Below are 21,810 nucleotides of genomic sequence, written 5' to 3'. Positions count from 1 at the left end.
GGTTATCCTTTAATGCCGTAATGGCGCAGCATAGCATCCAGCTGCGGCTCGCGGCCACGGAAGCGTTTGAACAGCGCCATCGGCTCTTCCGACCCGCCGCGCGACAGGATGTTGTCGAGGAAGGATTTGCCGGTTTCGGCGTTGAAAATCCCCTCCTCTTCGAAGCGCGAGTAGGCGTCGGCCGACAGCACTTCCGCCCACAGGTAGCTGTAGTAACCCGCCGCGTAGCCGCCGGCGAAGATGTGGCTGAAGGCGTGCGGGAAGCGACCCCAGCTCGGCGAAGGCACCACCGCCACCATTTTCTTGACTTCCGCCAGCGTCGGCAGGATCTGCGCGCCTTTCTCCGGGCTGTATTCGAAGTGCATGCGGAAATCGAACAGACCGAACTCCAGCTGGCGCAGGATAAACAGCGCCGCCTGGTAATTCTTGGCCGCCAGCAGCTTGTCGAGCATGGCCTTCGGCAGCGGCTCGCCGCTCTGGTAGTGGCCGGAGATAAACGCCAGCGCTTCCGGCTCCCAGCACCAGTTTTCCATAAACTGGCTCGGCAGTTCGACCGCATCCCACGGCACCCCGTTGATGCCGGAGACGCCGGCGGTATCGATCTGCGTCAGCATGTGATGCAGACCGTGGCCGAATTCGTGGAACAGCGTGGTCACTTCGTTATGGGTGAACAGCGCCGGCTGGTCGCCCAGCGGACGGTTGAAATTGCAGGTCAGGTAAGCGACCGGTTTTTGCAGCGTGCCGTCGGCCTTGCGCAGGCTGCCGACGCAGTCGTCCATCCAGGCGCCGCCGCGTTTGTTCTCGCGGGCGTACAGATCGAGGTAGAAGCTGCCGCGCAGCTCGCCGTCGGCGTCGAACAGATCGAAGAAGCGCACGTCCGGATGCCAGGTTTCCACGTCTTTACGCTCTTTGGCGGTGATGCCGTAAATGCGTTTCACCACTTCGAACAGCCCTTCCACCACCCGCTGCTCCGGGAAATATGGGCGCAGCTGCTCGTCGCTGATGGAGAACAGGTGCTGCTTCTGTTTTTCGCCGTAGTAGGTGATGTCCCAGGCGTCGAGCTCGTCCACGCCATAGTGCTGTTTGGCGAAGGCGCGCAGCTGCGCCAGCTCTTGCTCGGCCTGCGGGCGGGCGCGTTTGGCCAGATCGCTCAGGAAGCCGATCACCTGCTCCGGGCTTTCCGCCATTTTGGTCGCCAGCGACTTGTCGGCGTAGGTGGCGAAGCCCAGCAGCTGAGCCAGCTCGTGGCGCAGCGCCAGCGTTTCCGCCATCACTTCGCTGTTGTCCCATTTGCCGGCGTTCGGCCCCTGGTCAGAGGCGCGGGTGGCGAAGGCGCGGTACATCTCTTCACGCAACGCGCGGTTGTCGGCGTAGGTCAGCACCGGCAGGTAGCTCGGCATGTCCAGCGTCAGCAGCCAGCCGTCTTGCTCTTTGGCCTGCGCCATCGCCTGCGCTTGCGCCAGGGCGCTTTCCGGCAGGCCGCTCAGCTCGGCTTCGTCGGTAATCAGTTTGCTCCAGCCCATGGTGGCGTCGAGCACGTTGTTGCTGTAGGTGGAGCCCAGTTCGGACAGGCGCGCAACGATCTCGCCATAGCGCTGCTGTTTGTCCGCCGACAGGCCGATGCCCGACAGTTCGAAGTCGCGCAGCGCGTTGTCCACCGCCTTGCGCTGCGGCACGCTCAGCGCCTCGAACGCCGCGCCCTCTTTCAGGCTGCGGTAGGCCTGATACAACCCTTCGTGCTGGCCGACCCAGGTGCCGTACTCGGACAGCAGCGGCAGCGCTTGCTCATAGGCGGCGCGCAGCTCCGGGCTGTTTTTCACCGAGTTCAGGTGCCCGATCGGCGACCAGATGCGCGACAGGCGATCGTCCGACTCCGCCAACGGCTGACACAGATTGTCCCAGGTGAACGGGCCCGGCTGCGCGACCACGCGCTCTACCGCAGCGCGGCAGTCCGCCAGCGCGGATTGCACCGCTGGCACGATATCTTCAGGGCGGATCGCCGAGAAAGGCGGCAGGGAAAACGGGGTCAGCAACGGATTTGTCATAGGGCAGTCCTGATTAGCGTTGGGGCCCGCCGCACGGGCGAGCCTTAAAATGCGTATGAATCTCTAACATGGAGCCAGGCAGCAGGAAAATCAATGCCCGGCGTTGATCGTTCGTGCCTTAAATGGCGCTTTGGCGGATGCGGGCAGCCAGCGCCGCCAGCTGTTCGTCGTCGGCGCGCGCCGCATCGTGGGAGGAGATATAGCCCTCGTAACGCGTGAAAAACTTCGGCGAGGTCGCTTCGATCGGCCGCCACTGTTCCAGCGACGCGGTGCCGTGCAGCGGGATCAATTTGGCGTGCACGTGGTCGACGCCGTAGCCCTCGAACACCATGCCGCAGCGGCCGACATCCTCGAACGCGCGATCCAGCTGCCGCGCCACCCGCTTGGTCGCCAGCATCAACGCGCTCAGCACCTCGTCCGGCAGATCAAACGCGTAGCTCGGGTGGTGCGCCTTGGGGATCACCACGCTGAAACCGTCGGTGTTGGGAAAGATGGACAGGAACGCCAAATGGTCGTCGTCTTCCCAGATTTTATGGCACGGCGCCTTGCCCGCCACGATGTCGCAAAAAATGCAGCTCATCTTTTCTCCTTGTGATTCACAGCGTTTCAACCCGTTCGAATTCTTCGAATACCAGCCACATGTCCGGCGCAAAGCTCCCCTCGCGGGTAAAGAATGCCTGATGCCCCTCGCGCCAAAATGCCAGGCTTTTGTCGCCTTCACCCTCTTTGGCCGCCATCTCGGCGGTCACCCGATCGTAGCGCACCAGGCGCAGCGCCAGGGTTCTGATCACGCAGGCCGGTTCGCCGCGGCCATCGAGAACGATGCTGTAATCGCCGATCCGCGGGGTTTGTTCCCGACGATAGCTCGCATAGGAACTGCAGGTGGCGGTTTTATCCCCGCTCAGCACCAATCCCAGCAGTTCGTCGGCTAACGCGGGGCCGTCGCCGAATGCCCAGCGCGCCGCGTCGGGGTAATTCGCCAAAATCGCCTGTTTGCTCATCGTCCTGTCCCTTTCTGTTAACGTCTGCGGCAACGGAGTCCGGTTTTTCCCGGCCAGACAGTTTATACTGTGCAGATTATAAGCCTTATTGCATTGAATGCTCCGTCTGCGGAGCACAAGGAACCGCCACCCGTCATGTTAAGTTATCGCCACAGTTTCCACGCCGGCAACCACGCCGACGTGCTCAAACACACCGTTCAGAGCCTGATCATCGAGTCGCTGAAGGAAAAAGAGAAGCCGTTCCTGTATCTGGATACCCACTCGGGCGCGGGCCGTTATCAGCTCAGCGGCGAACACGCCGAGCGCACCGGCGAATACCTGGAAGGCATCGGCTTGCTGTGGCAACGCGACGATCTGCCGGAAGAGCTGGCGGCCTACATGAGCGTGGTGCACAACTTCAACCGTTCCGGCACGCTGCGCTACTATCCCGGCTCGCCGCTGATCGCCCGCCAGCTGCTGCGCCCGCAGGACAAAATCCACCTGACCGAGCTGCACCCGAGCGATTACCCGCTGCTGCGCAGCGAGTTCCAGAAAGACGAGCGCGCCAAAGTGCAGCGCGCCGACGGCTATCAGCAGCTGAAATCCCAGCTGCCGCCACTGTCGCGCCGCGGCCTGATCCTGATGGACCCGCCGTATGAAATGAAGACCGATTACCAGGATGTGGTCAAAGGCATTCAGGAAGGCTACAAGCGTTTCGCCACCGGCACCTACGCGCTGTGGTACCCGGTGGTGATGCGCCAGCAGATCAAACGCATGCTGCGCGATCTGGAAGCCACCGGCATTCGCCGCATCCTGCAGATCGAGCTGGCGGTGAAACCCGACAGCGATCAGCGCGGCATGACCGCCTCCGGCATGATCGTCATCAACCCGCCGTGGAAGCTGGAACAGCAGATGAAGAACGTGCTGCCGTGGCTGCACAAGGTGCTGGTGCCGTCGGGCATCGGTCACCATCTGGTGAACTGGGTGGTACCGGAATAATCCCCATCAGGGCGCGGTTTGCCGCGCCCTGCGTCCGCCTATCGCAGCCATCGACGCAATCTTTGCGACAAACCCCGGTCAGGCGTTAAACTCTTACCCTCTTCAAATTCACAACTCATGGAAATCCCAGATGACGAAACATTACGATTATCTAGCAATTGGCGGCGGCAGCGGCGGTATCGCATCGATCAACCGGGCAGCCATGTACGGCCAAAAGTGTGCGCTGATTGAAGCCAAAGAGCTGGGCGGCACCTGTGTAAACGTGGGTTGTGTACCGAAAAAAGTCATGTGGCACGCGGCGCAGATCGCCGAGGCCATCCATCAGTACGGCCCGGACTACGGCTTCGACACCACCGTCAACGCCTTCGACTGGAAAAAGCTGGTCGCCAACCGCACCGCCTATATCGACCGCATCCACAATTCCTACGACAACGTGCTGGGCAAGAACAAGGTCGACGTGATCAAAGGCTTCGCGCGCTTCGTGGATGCGCACACCGTGGAAGTGAACGGCGAAACCATCACCGCCGACCACATCCTGATCGCCACCGGCGGCCGCCCGAGCCATCCGGCTATTCCGGGCGCGGAATACGGCATCGACTCCGACGGCTTCTTTGAGCTGGACGCCCTGCCGAAACGCGTCGCCGTCGTCGGCGCCGGCTATATCGCCGTAGAGATCGCCGGCGTGCTGAACGCGCTGGGCGCGGAAACGCATCTGTTCGTGCGCAAGCACGCGCCGCTGCGCACCTTCGATCCGATGATCGTCGAAACCCTGGTGGAAGTGATGAACACCGAAGGACCAAGCCTGCACACCGAATCCGTGCCGAAAGCGATCGTCAAGAACGCCGACGGCAGCCTGACGCTGCAGCTGGAAAACGGCAAGGCATTCACCGTCGACTGCCTGATTTGGGCCATCGGCCGCGAACCGGCGACCGACAACCTGAACCTCGGCGTCACCGGGGTGAAAACCAACGAACAAGGCTACATCGACGTCGATAAGTTCCAGAACACCAACGTCAAAGGCATCTATGCGGTGGGCGACAACACCGGCGCGGTAGAGCTGACCCCGGTCGCCGTGGCCGCCGGCCGCCGTCTGTCCGAGCGCCTGTTCAACAACAAGCCGGACGAACACCTGGATTACAGCAACATCGCCACCGTGGTGTTCAGCCACCCGCCGATCGGCACCGTCGGTCTGACCGAGCCGGAAGCCATCGAGAAGTTCGGCGCGGACAACGTGAAGGTGTACAAATCCTCCTTCACCGCCATGTACAGCGCCGTGACGCAGCACCGTCAGCCGTGCCGCATGAAGCTGGTGTGCGCAGGTAAAGAAGAGAAGATCGTCGGCCTGCACGGCATCGGCTTCGGCATGGATGAAATCCTGCAGGGCTTCGCGGTGGCGGTGAAGATGGGCGCCACCAAGAAGGACTTCGACAACACCGTGGCGATCCACCCGACCGCGGCGGAAGAGTTCGTCACCATGCGCTGAGGCGCAACCTCGCCGGGTTCCGGCGCGTAACAGGCCAGGCGCGAAAGCGTCTGGCTTTTTTTATTTATCTCGCTCGCCTCACGGCGCCCGGCGGTAATGATCGCGAAGAAACACCGGCAAATCGTTCGCCGGTGAAGCAAAGGGCACCTGATAGAGCATATCGCCGACAAAACCGCGATGATAGGTAGCGTGGTTGACGACATGCAGCACGATTTCCTGCCGCGTCATGCGGCCTTCCCCCCCGCCGACGAACGCGAAATGCACCGCTTGCGCCAGCGCCTCCGGCGACCAGCTGTCCACCTGTTCGATATACCAGCGGTCCATTTCCTCCACCGCGCACCGCAAGTCGTCAAGCGCAGGCGTTTGCTCGGTGTTGCGCGCGAGGTAGCCATGCTTGCGGCCTTGCAGATGGTGCCTGAAGATATCGTCCACCACATACACATGATTCAAGGTATGCACCATATTGCCGAAACGGGTCGGGCGCGGCCGCAGCGCTTCGCCTTCCGGCAAGGCCGCCACACAGTCAAAGGTCAAGGCGTTCGCCCAGGCTTTGTAACGCACCAGCATTTTCAAGGTATCGATGGCCGTTGCAGACATACTGCTCACTCCTTATCGGATGAAAATCGATATTCAGCTCAGCCGCACGCGGTGCGGCGGCGCGTTCTACGCCGTGCCAATCCCTTGCAGCCGCCCTTCGACCTGAGTGCGCGTATCGCCGCCCACCCAAATCCGGCCGCTCGCGTCGCGGGTGACATGCACGCGTCCGTTGCGCCCACGGCAGCGCCCCTGAGCGGCGATATAGCCGCCGCTGACCACGCCGCTTGCGAACAACCACTGGGCCAGGGAGGCATTGAGGCTGCCGGTGACCGGATCTTCGACGATAGCGCCAAGATGATCGCTCAAAAAGGCGCGAACTTCGAAGGCTGCGTCACCATCGGCATGTGGACCGACGACGCCAATGTCGACCCTGCGCGGCCAGCTTCTCGCCGGCGTCAGGGAAAGCACCCGTTCGGCGCTGGCCAGCCGGATCCCCAGCCACCCCGGACCGTTATCGATCCAGGCGGCATCGAGCGCCTCCTCAGGCGCGATCCCCAAAAACCGCAGCGCGTCGGCCAACGCCGCTTCTGAAGGCGCCCCGGAGCGAATCAACGGCGGCGCGGCAAAACACAGCCGTCCGGCCTCGCGGCGAATGCTCACCAAGCCCGCCCCGCACTCCTGGATGATCTCCGCATCATTGCGCGGCATACCCTCCGCAGTGAGCCAGGCATGACAACTGCCGAGCGTCGGGTGCCCGGCAAACGGCATTTCACGATCCAGCGTGAATATCCGCACCCGGTAATCCGCCTGGGGGTGCGTCGGCGGCAGCAAAAAGGCCGTCTCCGACAGGTTGAACCAACGCGTCAAACGCTGCATGTCCTCCGTCGACAACGTTTCGGCGCCCGTGATCACCGCCAACGGATTGCCGGCGAGCGGCCCGGAGCCAAAGACATCCACCATCTGCATGCCAAAAACCATCGCTTCTCTCCTCAGGTTAACGCCGGGCGTTCATTACCCCCGCGATATCAACAGCTCCAGGCCCGCCAAAGCGAACAGCAGCGCAAGCGTTCCTTCAATCCAGCGCCTCACCCGGGTGTAAAACGCGATCATCGGCGCCGTTGAGAACAACAGGGCATACCCCCCGAAAATCGTCACGCCGAGCAGCGCGCAACCGCCAATAATTGCCGGTAAAACCTGCTCAGGCGCGCCTTGCCGCAATCCCAGCGACATGATCGCCATCCAGGACATGATGGCCTTGGGATTGCCGAGATGCATCAGCACGCCCTGCCGATAAAGCGCCCGATAAGGCCGCGCATCGCGCTCCGCGGCCATGCCCGACGTCGCGGCGGACGTGCGTAACGCGGACTTTCCGGCGCGCAGCGCCAGATACAGCATATACACGCCGCCAACGATCTTGATGGTCCACAGCGCCTGCGCATACGTGGCCAACACGGCGGAAAGGCCGGTCGCGGCCAACATCGCCCAGCACAGCGATCCGGTCATCACGCCGGCGGCCAGCACCAATGCGGGCCTGCGGCCGTCACGCATCGCCACGCCCATGATCGCCATGTTGCTGGGGCCGGGGCTGGCGGTTGCGAGGAGATAGGCGCCGTAAACCAACGCAAGCTGACTGACCATCATGGAAAAACTCCGCTGACCCGCCTTACGGCCGAGCCGTTGTTGAAAACGCCGGGACTCCTCACCAACATAGTATGTGTTACACTTTTCGCCTATTTAAATAGTGTCACGTGACACTATATTCTTTCTCCGGAGAGCGACCATGCGGCTTCAATCCCCCTGGCAACCCCGCCTGGCCAACGTGGAAGCCACTACCTTCGAACGGCTGGTGCTGGCGTTGGCTGACGACATTATCGAGGGCAAGCTGCAAGGGGGCGATCGTTTGCCGGCTCACCGTCCCCTCGCCTGGCAATTGGCGATCGGTCTGGGCACGGTGACCAAAGCCTACGCCATCCTGGAACGACGCGGGCTGGTTCGCAGCGTGAAAGGCCGCGGGATGTTCGTGGCGATTCGCCGCGCCCGTGAAAAACACGAAATCGATCTTTCATCCAATGCGCCGCCGGCGATGCTTACCGATCGTTTGCTGGCGCGCACGCTGGCCGGCATTGCGCGGAAAATGGATGCGGACCATCTGAACTTCTATTCCCCTCCGACCGGACATCTGGAGCACCGGCGTTTGTTGGCCCGCTGGCTGGAAAACGCCGGCGTCACGATCGATCCGTCGCACCTGGCGCTGACCAGCAATGCCCGTCAGGCGATTTCGCTGGCGTTTGACCTGGCCTGCGGGTCACGCGGCACGATACTGACGGAGAGACTCACCTACCCCGGCGCGATCGCGCTGGCCCGACGTAAAGGCCATCGCCTGATCGGCGTGGAGATCGATGCGCAAGGCATGGTGCCGCAGGCGCTGGCGAGCGCGCTCGAGCGAGTCTCCTCCGGCCATACCGCGGTCTATCTGACGCCGACGCTGCATAACCCGACGACCGCCACCATGAGCGCCGAGCGCAGGCAGGCTATCGTCGAGATATGTCGGCAGGCGAATGTCTGGATCATCGAGGATGGCGTCTACGCGCTGGGTCACTCTGCGGCGCCTGCGCTCGCGGCTTTGGCGCCCGAGCGGGCGTTCCATGTCAATGGCCTGTCGAAAACGCTCGGCCCGGGGTTGCGGATTGGCATGCTGACTCTGCCGCCCGGCATGCAAACTGCGGCGGAAGAAGCCTTGCAAGATATTCCTTTCGCGCCTTCGCCACTGTCTTGCGCTGTGGTGGAGGAGTGGCTGTCCAGCGGCGCAATCGAGACGATACCGCAAGCGTTGCGCCATGAGGCTCAGCGAAGAGTGCATCTGGCCACCTCGATATTTGATGCCGACGACTGCGTATCGCATCCCGACGCTTATCATGTCTGGCTGCCGATGCCGCGCGAAACCGCCGAGTCTGTGGCCGCCGCCGCCGCATTGGTCAACGTAAAGGTGACACCGCCGGACACCGTGATGGTGGCCCGCGACGAACGTGCGACGGGCATTCGCCTGTGCCTGGGCTCCCCCTCGCCGGACGAGCTAACGGCAGGCCTGACGCAGCTGGCACAGCTGTTGAAAGAGCATCGGAACGGCTGACAAACGGAAGAGAAAGGTTACGCGCACGGGCCGACCGGCTCAGGACTGTTCTTTTTGTGCGGTTTACTATTCCCTTCGCACCCGCCTGCTTTTTCTGCCATTATTCTGCCTGATAAATTAGCGGGACTGATACAACCTCCCCGCGCCTCTGGAGAACACCGATGCTGTTCAAACTATGCAAAACCCTTGCGATGGCCTGCGTGGCCCTGATTATCGCCCAGAGCAGCGCGCTCAGCTTTACCCTGGAAGTGGCGGGCAAGATCGACAACGTGACCGACCCGGTCAAAAAAAGCTATCTGTTCACCGATAAGCAGCTGTTGGCGATGCCGGTGCGCAGCATCACCACCTCCACTTCCTGGACGCCGCAGAGAAAATTTGAAGGGATTTCGGTGGCCGATATCCTGGAGCGCGTCGGCGCCAAGGGCGAGACGCTGACTTTCTACGCGCTGAACGATTATTACATCGACGTGCCGCTGTCCGACGTCAAGAAATACAACATGATCCTGGCCTACAGGATGGACGGGGAAATGCTGAAGCTCAGAAACTTCGGCCCGCTGTTCCTGGTTTACCCGCGCGACGCCGCCGGGCCTGAACTGAACTCGCCGTTGTACAATTCACGCTTTATCTGGCAAGTCGACAGGATCGTGATCAAATGAAGCTGACGACCTTTAAGAACGGCAGCAGGCTGGCGATCCCGGCCATCTTTGCCGCGCTGTTTTTAGTGGCTTCGACCGTCACGCTCTATTACTACAGCGCCACCCTGTCGAAAAAAGGGCTGTATGCCATCGCCGGCACGCAAGAGAATTACTCCTGGTCTATCGCCAAGTTCTCCATCAAGCTGGCGGAGTTCGACACGCTGGTCGAGCAGCAAAGCCATGCCGCGCAGGTGGACAGCGACAATCTGCGACTGCGGTTCGAAATCCTCTATTCGCGCTTTTACGTGCTGGAAACCGTCTCCGAATCCACGCAACCGCTGTACGCCGAGCCGGGCTACCCGGAAGTGGTCAAGCAGATGCGCCTGCAGATGGATCGCATCGATAAACTGCTGGATAACCCGAAAATCGACTTCAGCCAGGTTTTCGCGGCCATGAAGGCCATCAAGCCTTACGCTATCGAAATGGCCAACCTGACCGACCACGCCGAGGTGAAGCAGCGCACCGCAGCCTATGAGGATTACATCGAGAAACGGCACATTATTTTCTATGGGCTGGTGATCGTCATGTTCTCGGTGATCGCGCTGATCGCCATCACCCTGATCGTGTTCCGCCAGCAGCGGCTGACCATTCGCCAGCAGGCCAAAGCCATTGAGGCGGAGAAAGCGACGCGCACCAAAAACGCCTTCCTCGGTGCCATCGGCCACGAGCTGCGCACCTCATTGCAGAGCGTGATGTCGGCCATCGACGTGCTGGTGAACACCCGAGTGTCGGCGGAGCATGCGGACACTTTCCAGCGGCTGGAGACCGCCGCGCAGCAAATCGAAAGCCAGATGAAGGATCTGACCGACTACGCGCACCTCGACAGCGGCATGATGGAATTGCGCATCGTGCCGTTCGACGCGCAGAAGCTGATCGCGGAAACCGCCAACGAAATCGCCACCCTGACCCGCAAAGAGCAGGTCAAACTGAGCTGCGAAGTGGAGTGCAGCCACCTGTTGGTGCACTCCGATCCGCTGCGCATCCGGCAGATTATCGTCAACCTGCTGACCAACGCCTACAAATACACCGAAAGCGGCAGCATTACGCTGCACAGCTGCCTGCGCCGCCAGCCGGGCGGCAATTCGTTGATCATCGAAGTGACCGACACCGGCATCGGTATTGAAAAAGACCAGCTCGATCAGATCTTCAAACCCTTTACCCAGTTGGATCAGTCGCATACCAAACAGTATGCCGGCGTGGGAATGGGGCTGGCGATCGTGCACGGCCTGGTGACGCTGCTCAACGGCACCATCACGGTATACAGCGAAATCAAGAAAGGCAGCACCTTTATCGTCAGCATTCCGGTGCAGATCAGTGAAGAAGAGCGCGCCGACGAGCCCGCCGCCGCCAATGCCCCCCTGCAGCAAAAGCCGCAGCAGGTGCTGGTGGTGGATGACAACAAGTCGGTGGGGGATGCCTTTGCGGCGCTGCTGGACAAGCTGGGCTACCAGCACGAACTGTGCGACTCGCCGGAGCGCGCGTTGCAGAAACTGCTCAGACGCCCTTACGACGCGCTGTTGCTGGATCTGCAGATGCCGGGCATCGACGGCGCCGCCCTGGCCAGGCAGCTGCGCAATCGTCGCGGCCCCAACCGCCATGTGCCAATCATCGGCATCAGCGCCTATACGCCGGAGCAGCTGACGGCGGATCAGCGCGCCCTGTTCGATAACTACCTGATGAAACCGGTTCGGCTGGATGCGCTGTCGAGCGCGCTGGCCGAGGTGTTCCCCGCTAAAGATTAAAACAGCGTTGCAGTGCGGCTTCGATCACATGGAGCCGCACCGGTTTTTCATAAGGACCGAGCACATCGTACTCGCGCATCGCCTGAGCGATCTCCGACTCGCGTCGGTCAGTGCCCAGTTCGCCGGTCAGCACCAGTACCGGCGCGTCCGGGTTGTCGGAGGCGCGGATGGTGGCGATACAGCGATCCGCCGTTTCCTCACCGATCAGCCAGTCCACCACGTAACCGTCGAACAGGCTTTGCTGCAGCGCTTGGCAGAAGCTGTCGACATCGTAAAACGCCACTGCGTTGAAACCGCAGCCGCCGAGGTACTTGGCCAGCTCATCGGCCGCCTGATGCGAATCGTCCAATACCGCGATGCTCAACCGCTCGTCATCGCCGTAACCGGGCCGAATTTCTATCAGTTCAACGCCGTAACGCGTGCCTGCCGGCGCCTCATCGGCGCGATAGATATGCCATTGCCCCTCCACGCGCAGCGCCACAAATTCCGCCGGCCGCCCGGCAGGAAGTTCGTCGCCAATGTGCCCGACGCAGGGCATCGCCACCCCCGCCACGAAAAAGATGGCATCACGCGCCATGTTTGGCTCGGTCGTCTCATGTTCGGCGCTCAAATCGGCGATCGCCGCCGGCGTTTCTCCCAACGCGGCCGCGACGCTGTTGATCTGTTCCAGCGTCCAGGGGCTTTGCCCTTTCAATTTGCGGTGCGCATGTGAAAAACTCAGATCCAAGATGCGGCTGAGTTCGCGGGCATGCTGACGTTTTCCAATCCCGTAATGTAAAAACAGCTCCCTGACCCGATTGGCAATCGACTGTGAATCGAATTTTTGATGATTGTTATCCATTTGTTCCTTCGATTTTTTTTACTGATTTATCAGTCGTTTTGATTATTTCTGCTGAAAAAGCCACACCTAAAACTAGCATCCCATGCAATTATGCGTTAAAAACGTTGCTTGACATACCATGTTGTATCGTCAAACATGGTATCAAAAGAGACATACAGCAATACACTATAAAAAATAACACCAGCACGATTTTTAATAATAACCATAGTAACACCAGGGAAAATTTGTTCCGTTGCCGCTACTGAGACGATGCTCACATCGCTTGGACTGCATAAGCAAAACGGGGCTTGAGCCTTTAGCGCTAATCTGTTTTACCCACTTTTAAGCCGGGATCCGTCAGGGTCCCGGTTTTTTATTGCCCTGGTGCCGCGCCATCATACGGACTCACCCCGCAGCCGCAAATAAAAACGGAGCCGGCATGCCGGCTCCGTTGACCCTGTAATGACCGCTTGGCTTAGAAACGCCAGGTGAAACCGGCGTTGACGCTGTTGTCCTGGTGGTTCTGCGACAGCAGCCCGCCGTAGCCCAGCGACAGCGAGGCGTTCTCGTTCACCGCCACTTCCGCACCCGCCTTCAGCACCATCCCGTCGCGCGACACCGGCACGCTGTCCACCACGAACGGCGCGTTGCCGCCGTTGAACCGCAGCCCGGTGCCACGCTCCAGCCCGCCGTACTGGTGTTGCCACCCCAGCTCGCTGCGCAGCGCCACCGTCGTGCCCGGGCTCACCTGCCACTCAGTGTCCGCGCGCAGTCCCAGCGTCGACACCGTCGCATCGGTGTGCTGCTTGTCGCCGCGCAGCGCCGCTGCGCCGCCGCTTTCCGCGATGCCGTTGTTTTCGAAGTTCACGTACGCCAGGTTGACGAACGGCTCCAGGTTCAGCCACTCGCCCTTCACGCTGTAGCCCGCTTCCGCGAACAGCTGCTCGGTGCGCGCGCTGTACTTCGCCGTGTCGCGGTCCGACTGCATCCCGTAGTTCACCGACCGCTTGGTGTCGATGCGGTGCCAGGTGTAGCCCGCCCCGCCCCGCAGCGCCAACGCCCCGAACTGCTTGTCGCCGTACGCCGCCAGGTGGTAGTTGTCGCTGTCCGCCTTCGACCCATACCCGCCGTGCAGCGAGGTGCGGGTGTAGCCGGTCGCCACCCCCAGCCGCCAGTCGGCCGCCGCCGCCGAGTCCAGCCCCACCAGCACCCCGTAGGTCGAGGCCTGATAGCCGGTGGCGTTGGCGTCGCCCGACGCATGGTCCCACGCTCCCAGCAGCTGCGCCCAGGCGCCGTCCTCGTCCGCCTTGATGGCCGACGAGCTCGCCAGCCCTTCCGCCTGACGCAGACGCCCGTTCAGCGCCTCACGCAGGTAGCGGCTGTCGTTCACCAGCGCCGACGCGATGTCCGCATGGATTTGCCCCGACAGCTGACGGAACGCCTGCCTCGCCTCGCCCGCCGTGCCGCTGTTGAGCAGGCTCTCGTACACCGGGTTGCCCGCCGCCAGCGCATCCGCCGCCGCCGCCACCGCCCGTTCGTTCGGCGTCTGCGCCACGCTGGCGAAGCTCGTGCCGTTGCGCCCGACGCTCAGCGTTACCCCGGTCGGCTGGTAGCTCAGCCCGGTGCCGAGGAACAGGTAGTTCGGCGCCACCGCGTCAAACTGTCCGCTGACCCCCTGCTGCGCGCTCAGGATGGTGTACTGCTGGCCCAGCAGGCTGCGCACCTCGCTTTGCGTCAGCAGGTTGCTGCTGTTCTCCAGCGTGACCGCCACCTCGCCGCCGCCGATCGTCGCCGCTCCGCCGCTCTGGATCCGATCGCTCCGGCCGTTCGGCCCCACTTCCACCGCATAGCGCGAACCCGTCTCGAAGCTGACGTCGCCGGCCACGTTCAGGGTGCCGATCGAGTTGCCCGGCGCCACGGTGCCGCCGCGGCGGGCGGTCAGCGAACCGACCGTGCCGCTGCCGCCGACGATGCCGCCGCTCTGCACGCTGACGGCCGAGGTGACCGAGCCGTTGATCGCCAGCCGCCCCTGATTGACCAGCGTCGGCCCGGAATAGGTGTTGGCGCCGATCATGACCAGCGTGCCCCTCCCTTCTTTAGTCAGGCCGCCATGGCCGGAGATGTTGTTGGAGTAGACTTCCAGTTCGCAACTGATGTCGTCACACTTTCTGGCGTGCAGCGTGCCGGCATCCACCTCGGCGCCCAGACCCGGAATATTGGCGACAAACTGGGTCGGGCCGTAAGCCACGCCCGTCGGATCCGGAATGCGGAACTCCGCAGGAATATCTTCGACGGTATAGAACATGCCCGGGCCGTTGATGGCCTTGCCCAGGTTGATCATTCCCCAGCCGTAGAGCGCGTCGATGCCCGGCGCGCCCATGTCGGTGGCGGTGGTTTTCAGCACGTCGGCAATCTGCGCCGAGCTCATGTACGGGAAGCGCTGCAGCAACACCGCCACCGCGCCGGTGACGTGCGGCGTCGCCATCGAGGTGCCGTTTTTATTGCCGTAGTCCGACACCAGGTTGGCCGGATCGGAACCGTTGGCCACGGTGCTGTAGATTTTGCTGCCCGGCGACGAGACGCAGAAGCTGGCGGTATAGCCGCAACGGGAAGAGAAGCTGCTGATGGTGTAAGGCACGCTGTTGGTCGATGTCGCATCCTGCGCCACGCTGGCGACCGACAGCCAGTTCGGCGCGATGTCCGGCACGAAATAGGCCAGGCCGCTGATCACATCCGGCTGGTTGTAGTTGCCGTCGTTACCGGCGGCGAACAGCACCAGAATATTTTTGCGCGCCGCGTCGATGGCGCCCTGATAGCCTGCGCCGGCCAAACTGCCGAGCAGCGGTTTGACCTGATCGAACTGTTCCTGCGCATCCTTCAGCTCAAAGTGCAGCGCGTTGGGATCGCGGCCGCCGTCGGACAGGAAATCGGGAATACTGACGCCCCAGCTGTTGTTGATCACCCGCACGCCGCTCTTGATCATCGCCTGCCAGCCGGCATTGGTGACGGCGCCGTCCAGGCCAAGGAATTCGCCGTAGGCCGGGCCGTCGTTGTCGTTATCGACGCTGATCACCTGCGAATCGAAGGCCACGCCGTGCATGCCGACGCCGTCGCGGTTCGCCGCGCTGATGCCCGCGACGTGCACCCCGTGATTGCTCAGCATGCCCTGTGAACCGCTGTAGAAGTGGAAGGTGCCGTCGAAGTAAAAGCGATCGCCGGCGTTAATCCCCGGCCGGTGCGGATCGGTATAGGCGCGATAGCCTTCGGTGACCACGTTGATCAGTTTGCCGTCGCCGGCGAACTCGGGATGGCGGTTGACCGGGGTATCGAAAATGCCCACCTTCTGCCCTTTGCCGGTGTAGCCGGCGGCATAGGCCTCATCGGCGTGGATCGCCCCCAGCCCCCAGTTGGCGTTGAATTCGGCGCTGCGCCAGCTGGCCGGATCGCCGGCTTGGCCGCTCACCTCGTGCGGCGCCGCCTGCGCATACCCCGCCAGCGCCATGCAGCAGACCAGCGCGTTCAGCCGCCACGGCGAGCGGCGAGCGTTTCCTTTGCTATCAAAACCCATTGTTGTTGTCATTTCCTTACCTTTTGCTTGTTATTGGCCGACGCCCCAGGTGCGCCGGGTTCTCATTAGCAGGATGTGAAAAAGGAACCGCCCGCAGGCGGTTCCCGTACAAGGATTGAGTCGATGTTGCTTAGAAGCGCCAGGTGAAGCCGGCGTTGACGCTGTTGTCCTGATGGTTCTGCGACAGCAGCCCGCCGTAGCCCAGCGACAGCGAGGCGTTCTCGTTCACCGCCACTTCCGCACCCGCCTTCAGCACCATCCCGTCGCGCGACACCGGCACGCTGTCCACCACGAACGGCGCGTTGCCGCCGTTGAACCGCAGCCCGGTGCCACGCTCCAGCCCGCCGTACTGGTGTTGCCACCCCAGCTCGCTGCGCAGCGCCACCGTCGTGCCCGGGCTCACCTGCCACTCAGTGTCCGCGCGCAGTCCCAGCGTCGACACCGTCGCGTCGGTGTGCTGCTTGTCGCCGCGCAGCGCCGCTGCGCCGCCGCTTTCCGCGATGCCGTTGTTTTCGAAGTTCACGTACGCCAGGTTGACGAACGGCTCCAGGTTCAGCCACTCGCCCTTCACGCTGTAGCCCGCTTCCGCGAACAGCTGCTCGGTGCGCGCGCTGTACTTCGCCGTGTCGCGGTCCGACTGCATCCCGTAGTTCACCGACCGCTTGGTGTCGATGCGGTGCCAGGTGTAGCCCGCCCCGCCCCGCAGCGCCAACGCCCCGAACTGCTTGTCGCCGTACGCCGCCAGGTGGTAGTTGTCGCTGTCCGCCTTCGACCCATACCCGCCGTGCAGCGAGGTGCGGGTGTAGCCGGTCGCCACCCCCAGCCGCCAGTCGGCCGCCGCCGCCGAGTCCAGCCCCACCAGCACCCCGTAGGTCGAGGCCTGATAGCCGGTGGCGTTGGCGTCGCCCGACGCATGGTCCCACGCTCCCAGCAGCTGCGCCCAGGCGCCGTCCTCGTCCGCCTTGATGGCCGACGAGCTCGCCAGCCCTTCCGCCTGACGCAGACGCCCGTTCAGCGCCTCACGCAGGTAGCGGCTGTCGTTCACCAGCGCCGACGCGATGTCCGCATGGATTTGCCCCGACAGCTGACGGAACGCCTGCCGCGCCTCGCCCGCCGTGCCGCTGTTGAGCAGGCTCTCGTACACCGGGTTGCCCGCCGCCAGCGCATCCGCCGCCGCCGCCACCGCCCGTTCGTTCGGCGTCTGCGCCACGCTGGCGAAGCTCGTGCCGTTGCGCCCGACGCTCAGCGTTACCCCGGTCGGCTGGTAGCTCAGCCCGGTGCCGAGGAACAGGTAGTTCGGCGCCACCGCGTCAAACTGCCCGCTCACCCCCTGCTGCGCGCTCAGGATGGTGTACTGCTGGCCCAGCAGGCTGCGCACCTCGCTTTGCGTCAGCAGGTTGCTGCTGTTCTCCAGCGTGACCGCCACCTCGCCGCCGCCGATCGTCGCCGCTCCGCCGCTCTGGATCCGATCGCTCTGGCCGTTCGGCCCCACTTCCACCGCATAGCGCGAACCCGGCTCGAAGCTGACGTCGCCGGCCACGTTCAGGGTGCCGATCGAGTTGCCCGGCGCCACGGTGCCGCCGCGGCGGGCGGTCAGCGAACCGACCGTGCCGCTGCCGCCGACGATGCCGCCGCTCTGCACGCTGACGGCCGAGGTGACCGAGCCGTTGATCGCCAGCCGCCCCTGATTGACCAGCGTCGGGCCGGAATAGGTGTTGTTACCGGTCAGCACCAACGTGCCGATGCCCTGTTTGGTCAGGCCGCCATGGCCGGAGATGTCGTTGCTCCAGAAATCCAGGCCGCACAACACATCGCTGCAGACGCGCTCGGTCGGTTTGCCCTTGTCCAGCACCGCGCCGACGCCCGGCAGATCCACTACAAACTGGGTCGGGCCGTAGGCCACGCCCGTCGGATCCGGAATGCGGAATTCTTCGGGAATATCCTCGGCGGTCACCAACATGCCCGGACCGTTGATGGCCTTGCCCAGGTTGATCATCCCCCAGCCGTAGAGCGCGTCGATGCCCGGCGCGCCCATGTCGGTGGCGGTGGTTTTCAGCACTTCCGCCACCTGCGCGCCATTCAGATACGGGAAACGCTCCATCAGCACGGCAACGCTGCCGGCCACGTGCGGCGCCGCCATCGAAGTGCCGCTGTATTTGGCGTAACCGGTCGTCAGATTTTCCACGCTGGTGCCTTCGATTATCGAGCTGTATACCCGGGTGCCCGGCGCCGAGACGCAGAGGCTGGCGGTGTAACCGCAGCGAGAAGAGAAGGTGCTGATGCTGTAATCGCCGGTATTGGTCGGATCCTGCAGGCTGGCGACCGAGAGCCAGTTCGGCGCAATGTCCGGCACAAAATAAGCCAGACCGGCCATGGCATCGGGGTTATTCAGATTGCCGTCGTTACCGGCGGCGAAGATGGTGACCACGCCGCTGCGGGCCGCGTCGATCGCGCCCTGATAGGCGCCGCCGGGCTTGGTGCCGAGGATCTGTTTGATCTGATCGAACTGCTTTTGCGCATCGTTTACTGTGAAATGCGGATAAGCCGGGTCATAACCGCCCTCATCAAACTTTTCGGTGATGCCGATGCCCCAGCTGTTGTTGATGATGCGCGCGCCGCTGGCCACCAGCGCATCCCAACCGGCCTGGTACACCGCGCCGTCGTTGCCGAGGATGATGCCGTCCTCCGGGCCGGGATCGCCGTTTTCCGCGCTGATGATCTGCGCGTTGAACGCCACGCCGTGCATGGCGCCGCCGTCTCGGCTGCCGGCGGCGATGCCGCCCACGTGGGTGCCGTGCGAACCGAGCGTGCCATCGGAATCCACGCTCGGCGTGCCGTCATAGCGGAAAGCGTCGCCTTTTTTCACCGGAATATAGGGGTCGGTATATTCGCGGATGCCTTCGGTAACCAGATTGATCACCTTATTCTCACCGGCGAACTCCGGGTGCTTGGCGTAGACTGGCTGATCGAAAATGCCAAGTTTGATGCCTTTTCCGGTATAACCGGCGGCGTAGGCCTGGTCGGCGTGGATCGCCCCCAGCCCCCATTCCGCATTGAACTCACTGCTGCGCCAGCTGGCCGGATCGCCCGCTTTGCCGTTCTCTATATAGCTGGAGGCCTGCGCCCCGCCAATCGCCGTCAGGCAGATCAGCATCGCGCTCCATTGTGCGCGATGAACTCCGATTTCAGGCCAGCCGAAGGCCGCCCGAGCGGATTTGACTCCTCTAAGTTTCTTCTCCATCCCAGATACCATCCGTTGTTGTTTGCAAATGTTTTATAAGATTTTTTGTGTAACAGTTTGGTAACACCAAATAAATAAAGCACAACAATCTCAAGTGCGCTTAATGTGTCATCCGGCAGCTCAACGGGAGGAGAGAATGTTTCAGGGGTGAATCAGGCCAGTGCCGATAAGAAATGACAATGACGTTTGCCAGTATCAAAATGGCGATAACACGTGAAGGGATAAATTATAATTTGCTGATAAATAAAAATATAATCTAGGGAGACATAAAGGATGCGGCCGCCTGAAAAGTGCTTAACAGGCGTCTTTTATCACTTTTAATTATAAATTTTGCCAATATTCACTCAGTGAATTATGCTGGTTTTTCACTCGGTCATCGGCAAAAATTGGATTATCCTGCTGATGTTTTTTTGCAGTTCGTCGCGTCCTCTTCCGCCTGACGCAGAATGGCTTTGGCCATCCATTGCGTGACGTCCTGAATGCTCTCAAGCTCCAGCCCCCAGATATCTTTCAGCACCAGGAACACCTCCGAGCCGTAAATCAGCGAGAAAGCATGAATCACTCTCTGCAGAGAGTCCGGCGGCAGTTTGCCCTGCAGCGGTTCCACCGCCAGCGCCAACAGACGCTTGCGGTTGCCGCGCACGAATTTCTCGCCCGGCGTCGCGTGCGCCCACTGTTGCAAAGAGAGTTGCAGCGCCGCGCGCAATGCTCCCTCGTGCCGCTCCATCTGAGGATAGGCGAAAGTCAGCAACTGCCGGATGCGTTTCAGGGCGTCATCGTCTTGCGGGCGCCATTCCAGAATAGGCCCCAGGCTTTCCGCCACCACGGCGCTAATCAGCGCACTCTGGGTCGGAAAATAGCGGTAGGCCGTCGCACGCGATACCTGCGCATGCGCCGCCAGTTCGGTGATCGAAGGAAACGCCCCTTCGTCATACAGCGTCATCGCGCTGGCCAGCAACAAACGGTAGGTTTTTGCCCGGGTGGAAGTCAGTGAAGGATCAAACGGGGTGGGAAAGGCATCTATCGGCACATAAACCTCATGCATCTGCACACGCTTGCGCAACAGAGGATGCGCCTCTGTCGACTGGCTGCCGGCAAAGCGCCGGCCACGTTGAAAAGCTCAAAAATGAGACAGGAGTCCCATTTTGCACTGAGCTGCCCTTGCAAAAATGATACTGCCGTCTCATTATATAAATACATTAATCAATTTAATTTAAACGCCAACACCAGGGCACCCTATAAAAATATAACAAAATGATTTTTAAATAAAAATTAGAAACACCCCAGGAAGATACATGAAAGACACTTCAAATTTTGTCTATATTGCTACCACAGCAGATACGAAAGGACAAGAGCTGGAGTATGTACGGCGGCTGATCGCTGCCCTGAATTTACCCACGCGAACCGTCGATCTTTCCACTCGTCGCTTGCCGTTTGACTCCCCGGCCGATATCGGTCCAGAAGACGTCGCACGCCACCATCCGGCAGGCGCCGACGCGGTCTTCTGCGCCAGTCGCGGCCAGGCGATCGCCGCCATGGCGACCGCTTTCGAACGTTTTATCCTGACGCGCCGCGATATCGCCGCCTTGCTTGGCCTGGGCGGTTCCGGCGGCACCGCCATCATCACGCCGGCCATGCAGCAGCTGCCGATCGGCCTGCCGAAAGTGATGGTCTCGAGCATGGCGGCGGGAGACGTTTCCGCCTATGTCGGCGCCAGCGATATCAACATGCTGTATTCGGTCACCGATCTCGCCGGCCTGAATCGCATCTCGCGACGGGTGCTGGGCAACGCGGCGCGCCAGATAGCCGGCGCAGTGCACTTCGCCGCCGTCGACTATCACGACAACAATCCCGCGATCGGCCTGACGACGTTTGGCGTCACCACGCCCTGCGTTCAGGCGTTGGTTGCCGAGCTGGGATCGCAATGGGATTGTCTGACGTTTCATGCGACCGGCAGCGGCGGCAGATCGTTGGAAAAACTGATCGATAACCGCCAACTGCACGGCGCCATCGATTTGACCACGACCGAAGTGGCCGATTACCTGTTTGGCGGCATGCTGCCCTGCAATGCGGATCGTTTTGGTGCCATCGCGCGTACCGGCATCCCGTGCGTGCTCTCCTGCGGCGCGATAGACATGATCAACTTCGGCGCGCCGAATACGGTGCCGGCTCACTATGCCAACCGTCTGCGTCACCATCACAACCCGCAAGTGACGCTGGTGCGCACCAGCGCGCGGGAGAATGCGTTAATGGGGCGTTGGATGGGCGAAAAAATCAACGCCTGCGCGGGCGAAGTGCGTTTCGTTATCCCGGCGGGCGGCGTATCGGCTTTGGATGCGCCCGGCCAACCGTTCTGGGATCCGGCGGCGCTGGCCGCCTTTACGCAAGCGCTGGAAGAAACGGTGCACGCCACCGGCAAACGCCGGTTGATAAAAACGCCTTATCATATTAACGACCCGCGCTTTGCGCAGGCCGTTGCCGAACAGTTTCGGCACATTGTCGGCGGAGAATGATGATCACCCATGGCAAAGCCTGCCGGTGATAACGCCAAATAGAAAAAGGGCCAGACA

General features: G+C 61.9%; 16 protein-coding genes. 6 read left to right on the top strand and 10 right to left on the bottom strand.

The window, feature by feature from the left end; all coding sequences use genetic code 11:
• Positions 1-2: 2 nt before the first annotated feature.
• From prlC to ACMGGK_RS00230, 3 genes are all read right to left on the bottom strand, one after another.
• Positions 3-2,045: an oligopeptidase A gene (gene prlC / locus ACMGGK_RS00240; protein ID WP_016930445.1), complete on the bottom strand. Its 2,043-nt coding sequence runs from the start codon at positions 2,043-2,045 to the stop codon at positions 3-5.
• Between the two features lie 118 nt (positions 2,046-2,163).
• Entirely contained in the window at positions 2,164-2,625 is a 462-nt protein-coding gene (locus ACMGGK_RS00235; protein ID WP_049300429.1) for an HIT family protein, read from the bottom strand.
• A 16-nt stretch (positions 2,626-2,641) separates the two neighbouring features.
• Positions 2,642-3,046, bottom strand: a complete 405-nt coding sequence (locus tag ACMGGK_RS00230; RefSeq protein WP_033631853.1) for an ASCH domain-containing protein — start codon at positions 3,044-3,046, stop codon at positions 2,642-2,644.
• 135 nt (positions 3,047-3,181) lie between these two features.
• Between ACMGGK_RS00230 and ACMGGK_RS00225 the strand changes: the two genes are divergently transcribed.
• Positions 3,182-4,024 (top strand): 23S rRNA (adenine(2030)-N(6))-methyltransferase RlmJ, encoded by an 843-nt coding sequence (locus ACMGGK_RS00225; RefSeq protein WP_004931012.1) that lies wholly within the window; start codon positions 3,182-3,184, stop codon positions 4,022-4,024.
• Positions 4,025-4,154: 130 nt separating this feature from the next.
• The gene (gorA, locus tag ACMGGK_RS00220; protein WP_117287496.1) at positions 4,155-5,507 is read left to right on the top strand and encodes a glutathione-disulfide reductase; all 1,353 of its coding nucleotides are present in this window, start codon (positions 4,155-4,157) and stop codon (positions 5,505-5,507) included.
• A 78-nt stretch (positions 5,508-5,585) separates the two neighbouring features.
• Here the strand turns inward: gorA and ACMGGK_RS00215 are convergent, their stop codons facing one another.
• The 3 genes from ACMGGK_RS00215 to ACMGGK_RS00205 all read right to left on the bottom strand — a co-directional run bounded on the left by ACMGGK_RS00215 (position 5,586) and on the right by ACMGGK_RS00205 (position 7,685).
• Positions 5,586-6,104, bottom strand: coding sequence for a DinB family protein (locus ACMGGK_RS00215; RefSeq protein WP_193843148.1), 519 nt, complete (start codon positions 6,102-6,104; stop codon positions 5,586-5,588).
• A 66-nt stretch (positions 6,105-6,170) separates the two neighbouring features.
• The gene (locus ACMGGK_RS00210) at positions 6,171-7,022 is read right to left on the bottom strand and encodes a PhzF family phenazine biosynthesis protein (RefSeq protein WP_420276601.1); all 852 of its coding nucleotides are present in this window, start codon (positions 7,020-7,022) and stop codon (positions 6,171-6,173) included.
• A 33-nt stretch (positions 7,023-7,055) separates the two neighbouring features.
• Entirely contained in the window at positions 7,056-7,685 is a 630-nt protein-coding gene (locus ACMGGK_RS00205) for a LysE family translocator (RefSeq protein ID WP_016930451.1), read from the bottom strand.
• Positions 7,686-7,824: 139 nt separating this feature from the next.
• Between ACMGGK_RS00205 and ACMGGK_RS00200 the strand changes: the two genes are divergently transcribed.
• The 3 genes from ACMGGK_RS00200 to ACMGGK_RS00190 all read left to right on the top strand — a co-directional run bounded on the left by ACMGGK_RS00200 (position 7,825) and on the right by ACMGGK_RS00190 (position 11,611).
• A complete protein-coding gene (locus ACMGGK_RS00200; RefSeq protein WP_151254290.1) occupies positions 7,825-9,174 on the top strand; it encodes a PLP-dependent aminotransferase family protein in 1,350 nt (449 codons plus the stop codon).
• 161 nt (positions 9,175-9,335) lie between these two features.
• Positions 9,336-9,830: a molybdopterin-dependent oxidoreductase gene (locus ACMGGK_RS00195; RefSeq protein WP_004931017.1), complete on the top strand. Its 495-nt coding sequence runs from the start codon at positions 9,336-9,338 to the stop codon at positions 9,828-9,830.
• Positions 9,827-11,611, top strand: a complete 1,785-nt coding sequence (locus ACMGGK_RS00190) for a hybrid sensor histidine kinase/response regulator (protein ID WP_016930453.1) — start codon at positions 9,827-9,829, stop codon at positions 11,609-11,611. Before ACMGGK_RS00195 ends, ACMGGK_RS00190 begins: the two co-directional genes overlap by 4 nt.
• On the opposite strand, the gene ACMGGK_RS00185 is transcribed toward ACMGGK_RS00190, so the two are convergent.
• From ACMGGK_RS00185 to ACMGGK_RS00170, 4 genes are all read right to left on the bottom strand, one after another.
• Positions 11,601-12,452, bottom strand: coding sequence for a helix-turn-helix domain-containing protein (locus ACMGGK_RS00185; RefSeq protein WP_049300425.1), 852 nt, complete (start codon positions 12,450-12,452; stop codon positions 11,601-11,603). The two genes, ACMGGK_RS00190 and ACMGGK_RS00185, sit on opposite strands and share 11 nt — an antisense overlap.
• A gap of 454 nt (positions 12,453-12,906) precedes the next feature.
• Positions 12,907-16,011 carry an autotransporter outer membrane beta-barrel domain-containing protein gene (locus tag ACMGGK_RS00180; RefSeq protein WP_420276600.1) on the bottom strand — a complete coding sequence of 1,035 codons (3,105 nt, stop codon included), beginning with the start codon at positions 16,009-16,011 and terminating at the stop codon, positions 12,907-12,909.
• Positions 16,012-16,129: 118 nt separating this feature from the next.
• Positions 16,130-19,153: an autotransporter serine protease gene (locus tag ACMGGK_RS00175; RefSeq protein ID WP_097101220.1), complete on the bottom strand. Its 3,024-nt coding sequence runs from the start codon at positions 19,151-19,153 to the stop codon at positions 16,130-16,132.
• 478 nt (positions 19,154-19,631) lie between these two features.
• On the bottom strand, positions 19,632-20,285 hold the full coding sequence (locus tag ACMGGK_RS00170) for a TetR/AcrR family transcriptional regulator (protein ID WP_042706136.1): 654 nt from the start codon (positions 20,283-20,285) through the stop codon (positions 19,632-19,634).
• 250 nt (positions 20,286-20,535) lie between these two features.
• On the opposite strand from ACMGGK_RS00170, the gene ACMGGK_RS00165 reads away from it, so the two are divergent.
• Positions 20,536-21,753 carry a Tm-1-like ATP-binding domain-containing protein gene (locus ACMGGK_RS00165; RefSeq protein ID WP_028128097.1) on the top strand — a complete coding sequence of 406 codons (1,218 nt, stop codon included), beginning with the start codon at positions 20,536-20,538 and terminating at the stop codon, positions 21,751-21,753.
• The last annotated feature ends 57 nt before the right edge of the window (positions 21,754-21,810 follow it).

The sequence above is a fragment of the Serratia sp. BNK-33-b genome, from assembly GCF_048684565.1.
Taxonomy (GTDB): domain Bacteria; phylum Pseudomonadota; class Gammaproteobacteria; order Enterobacterales; family Enterobacteriaceae; genus Serratia; species Serratia marcescens.
The sequence above is the reverse complement of the archived record's forward strand: the minus strand, read 5'-3'. Positions and strand labels throughout refer to the sequence as shown.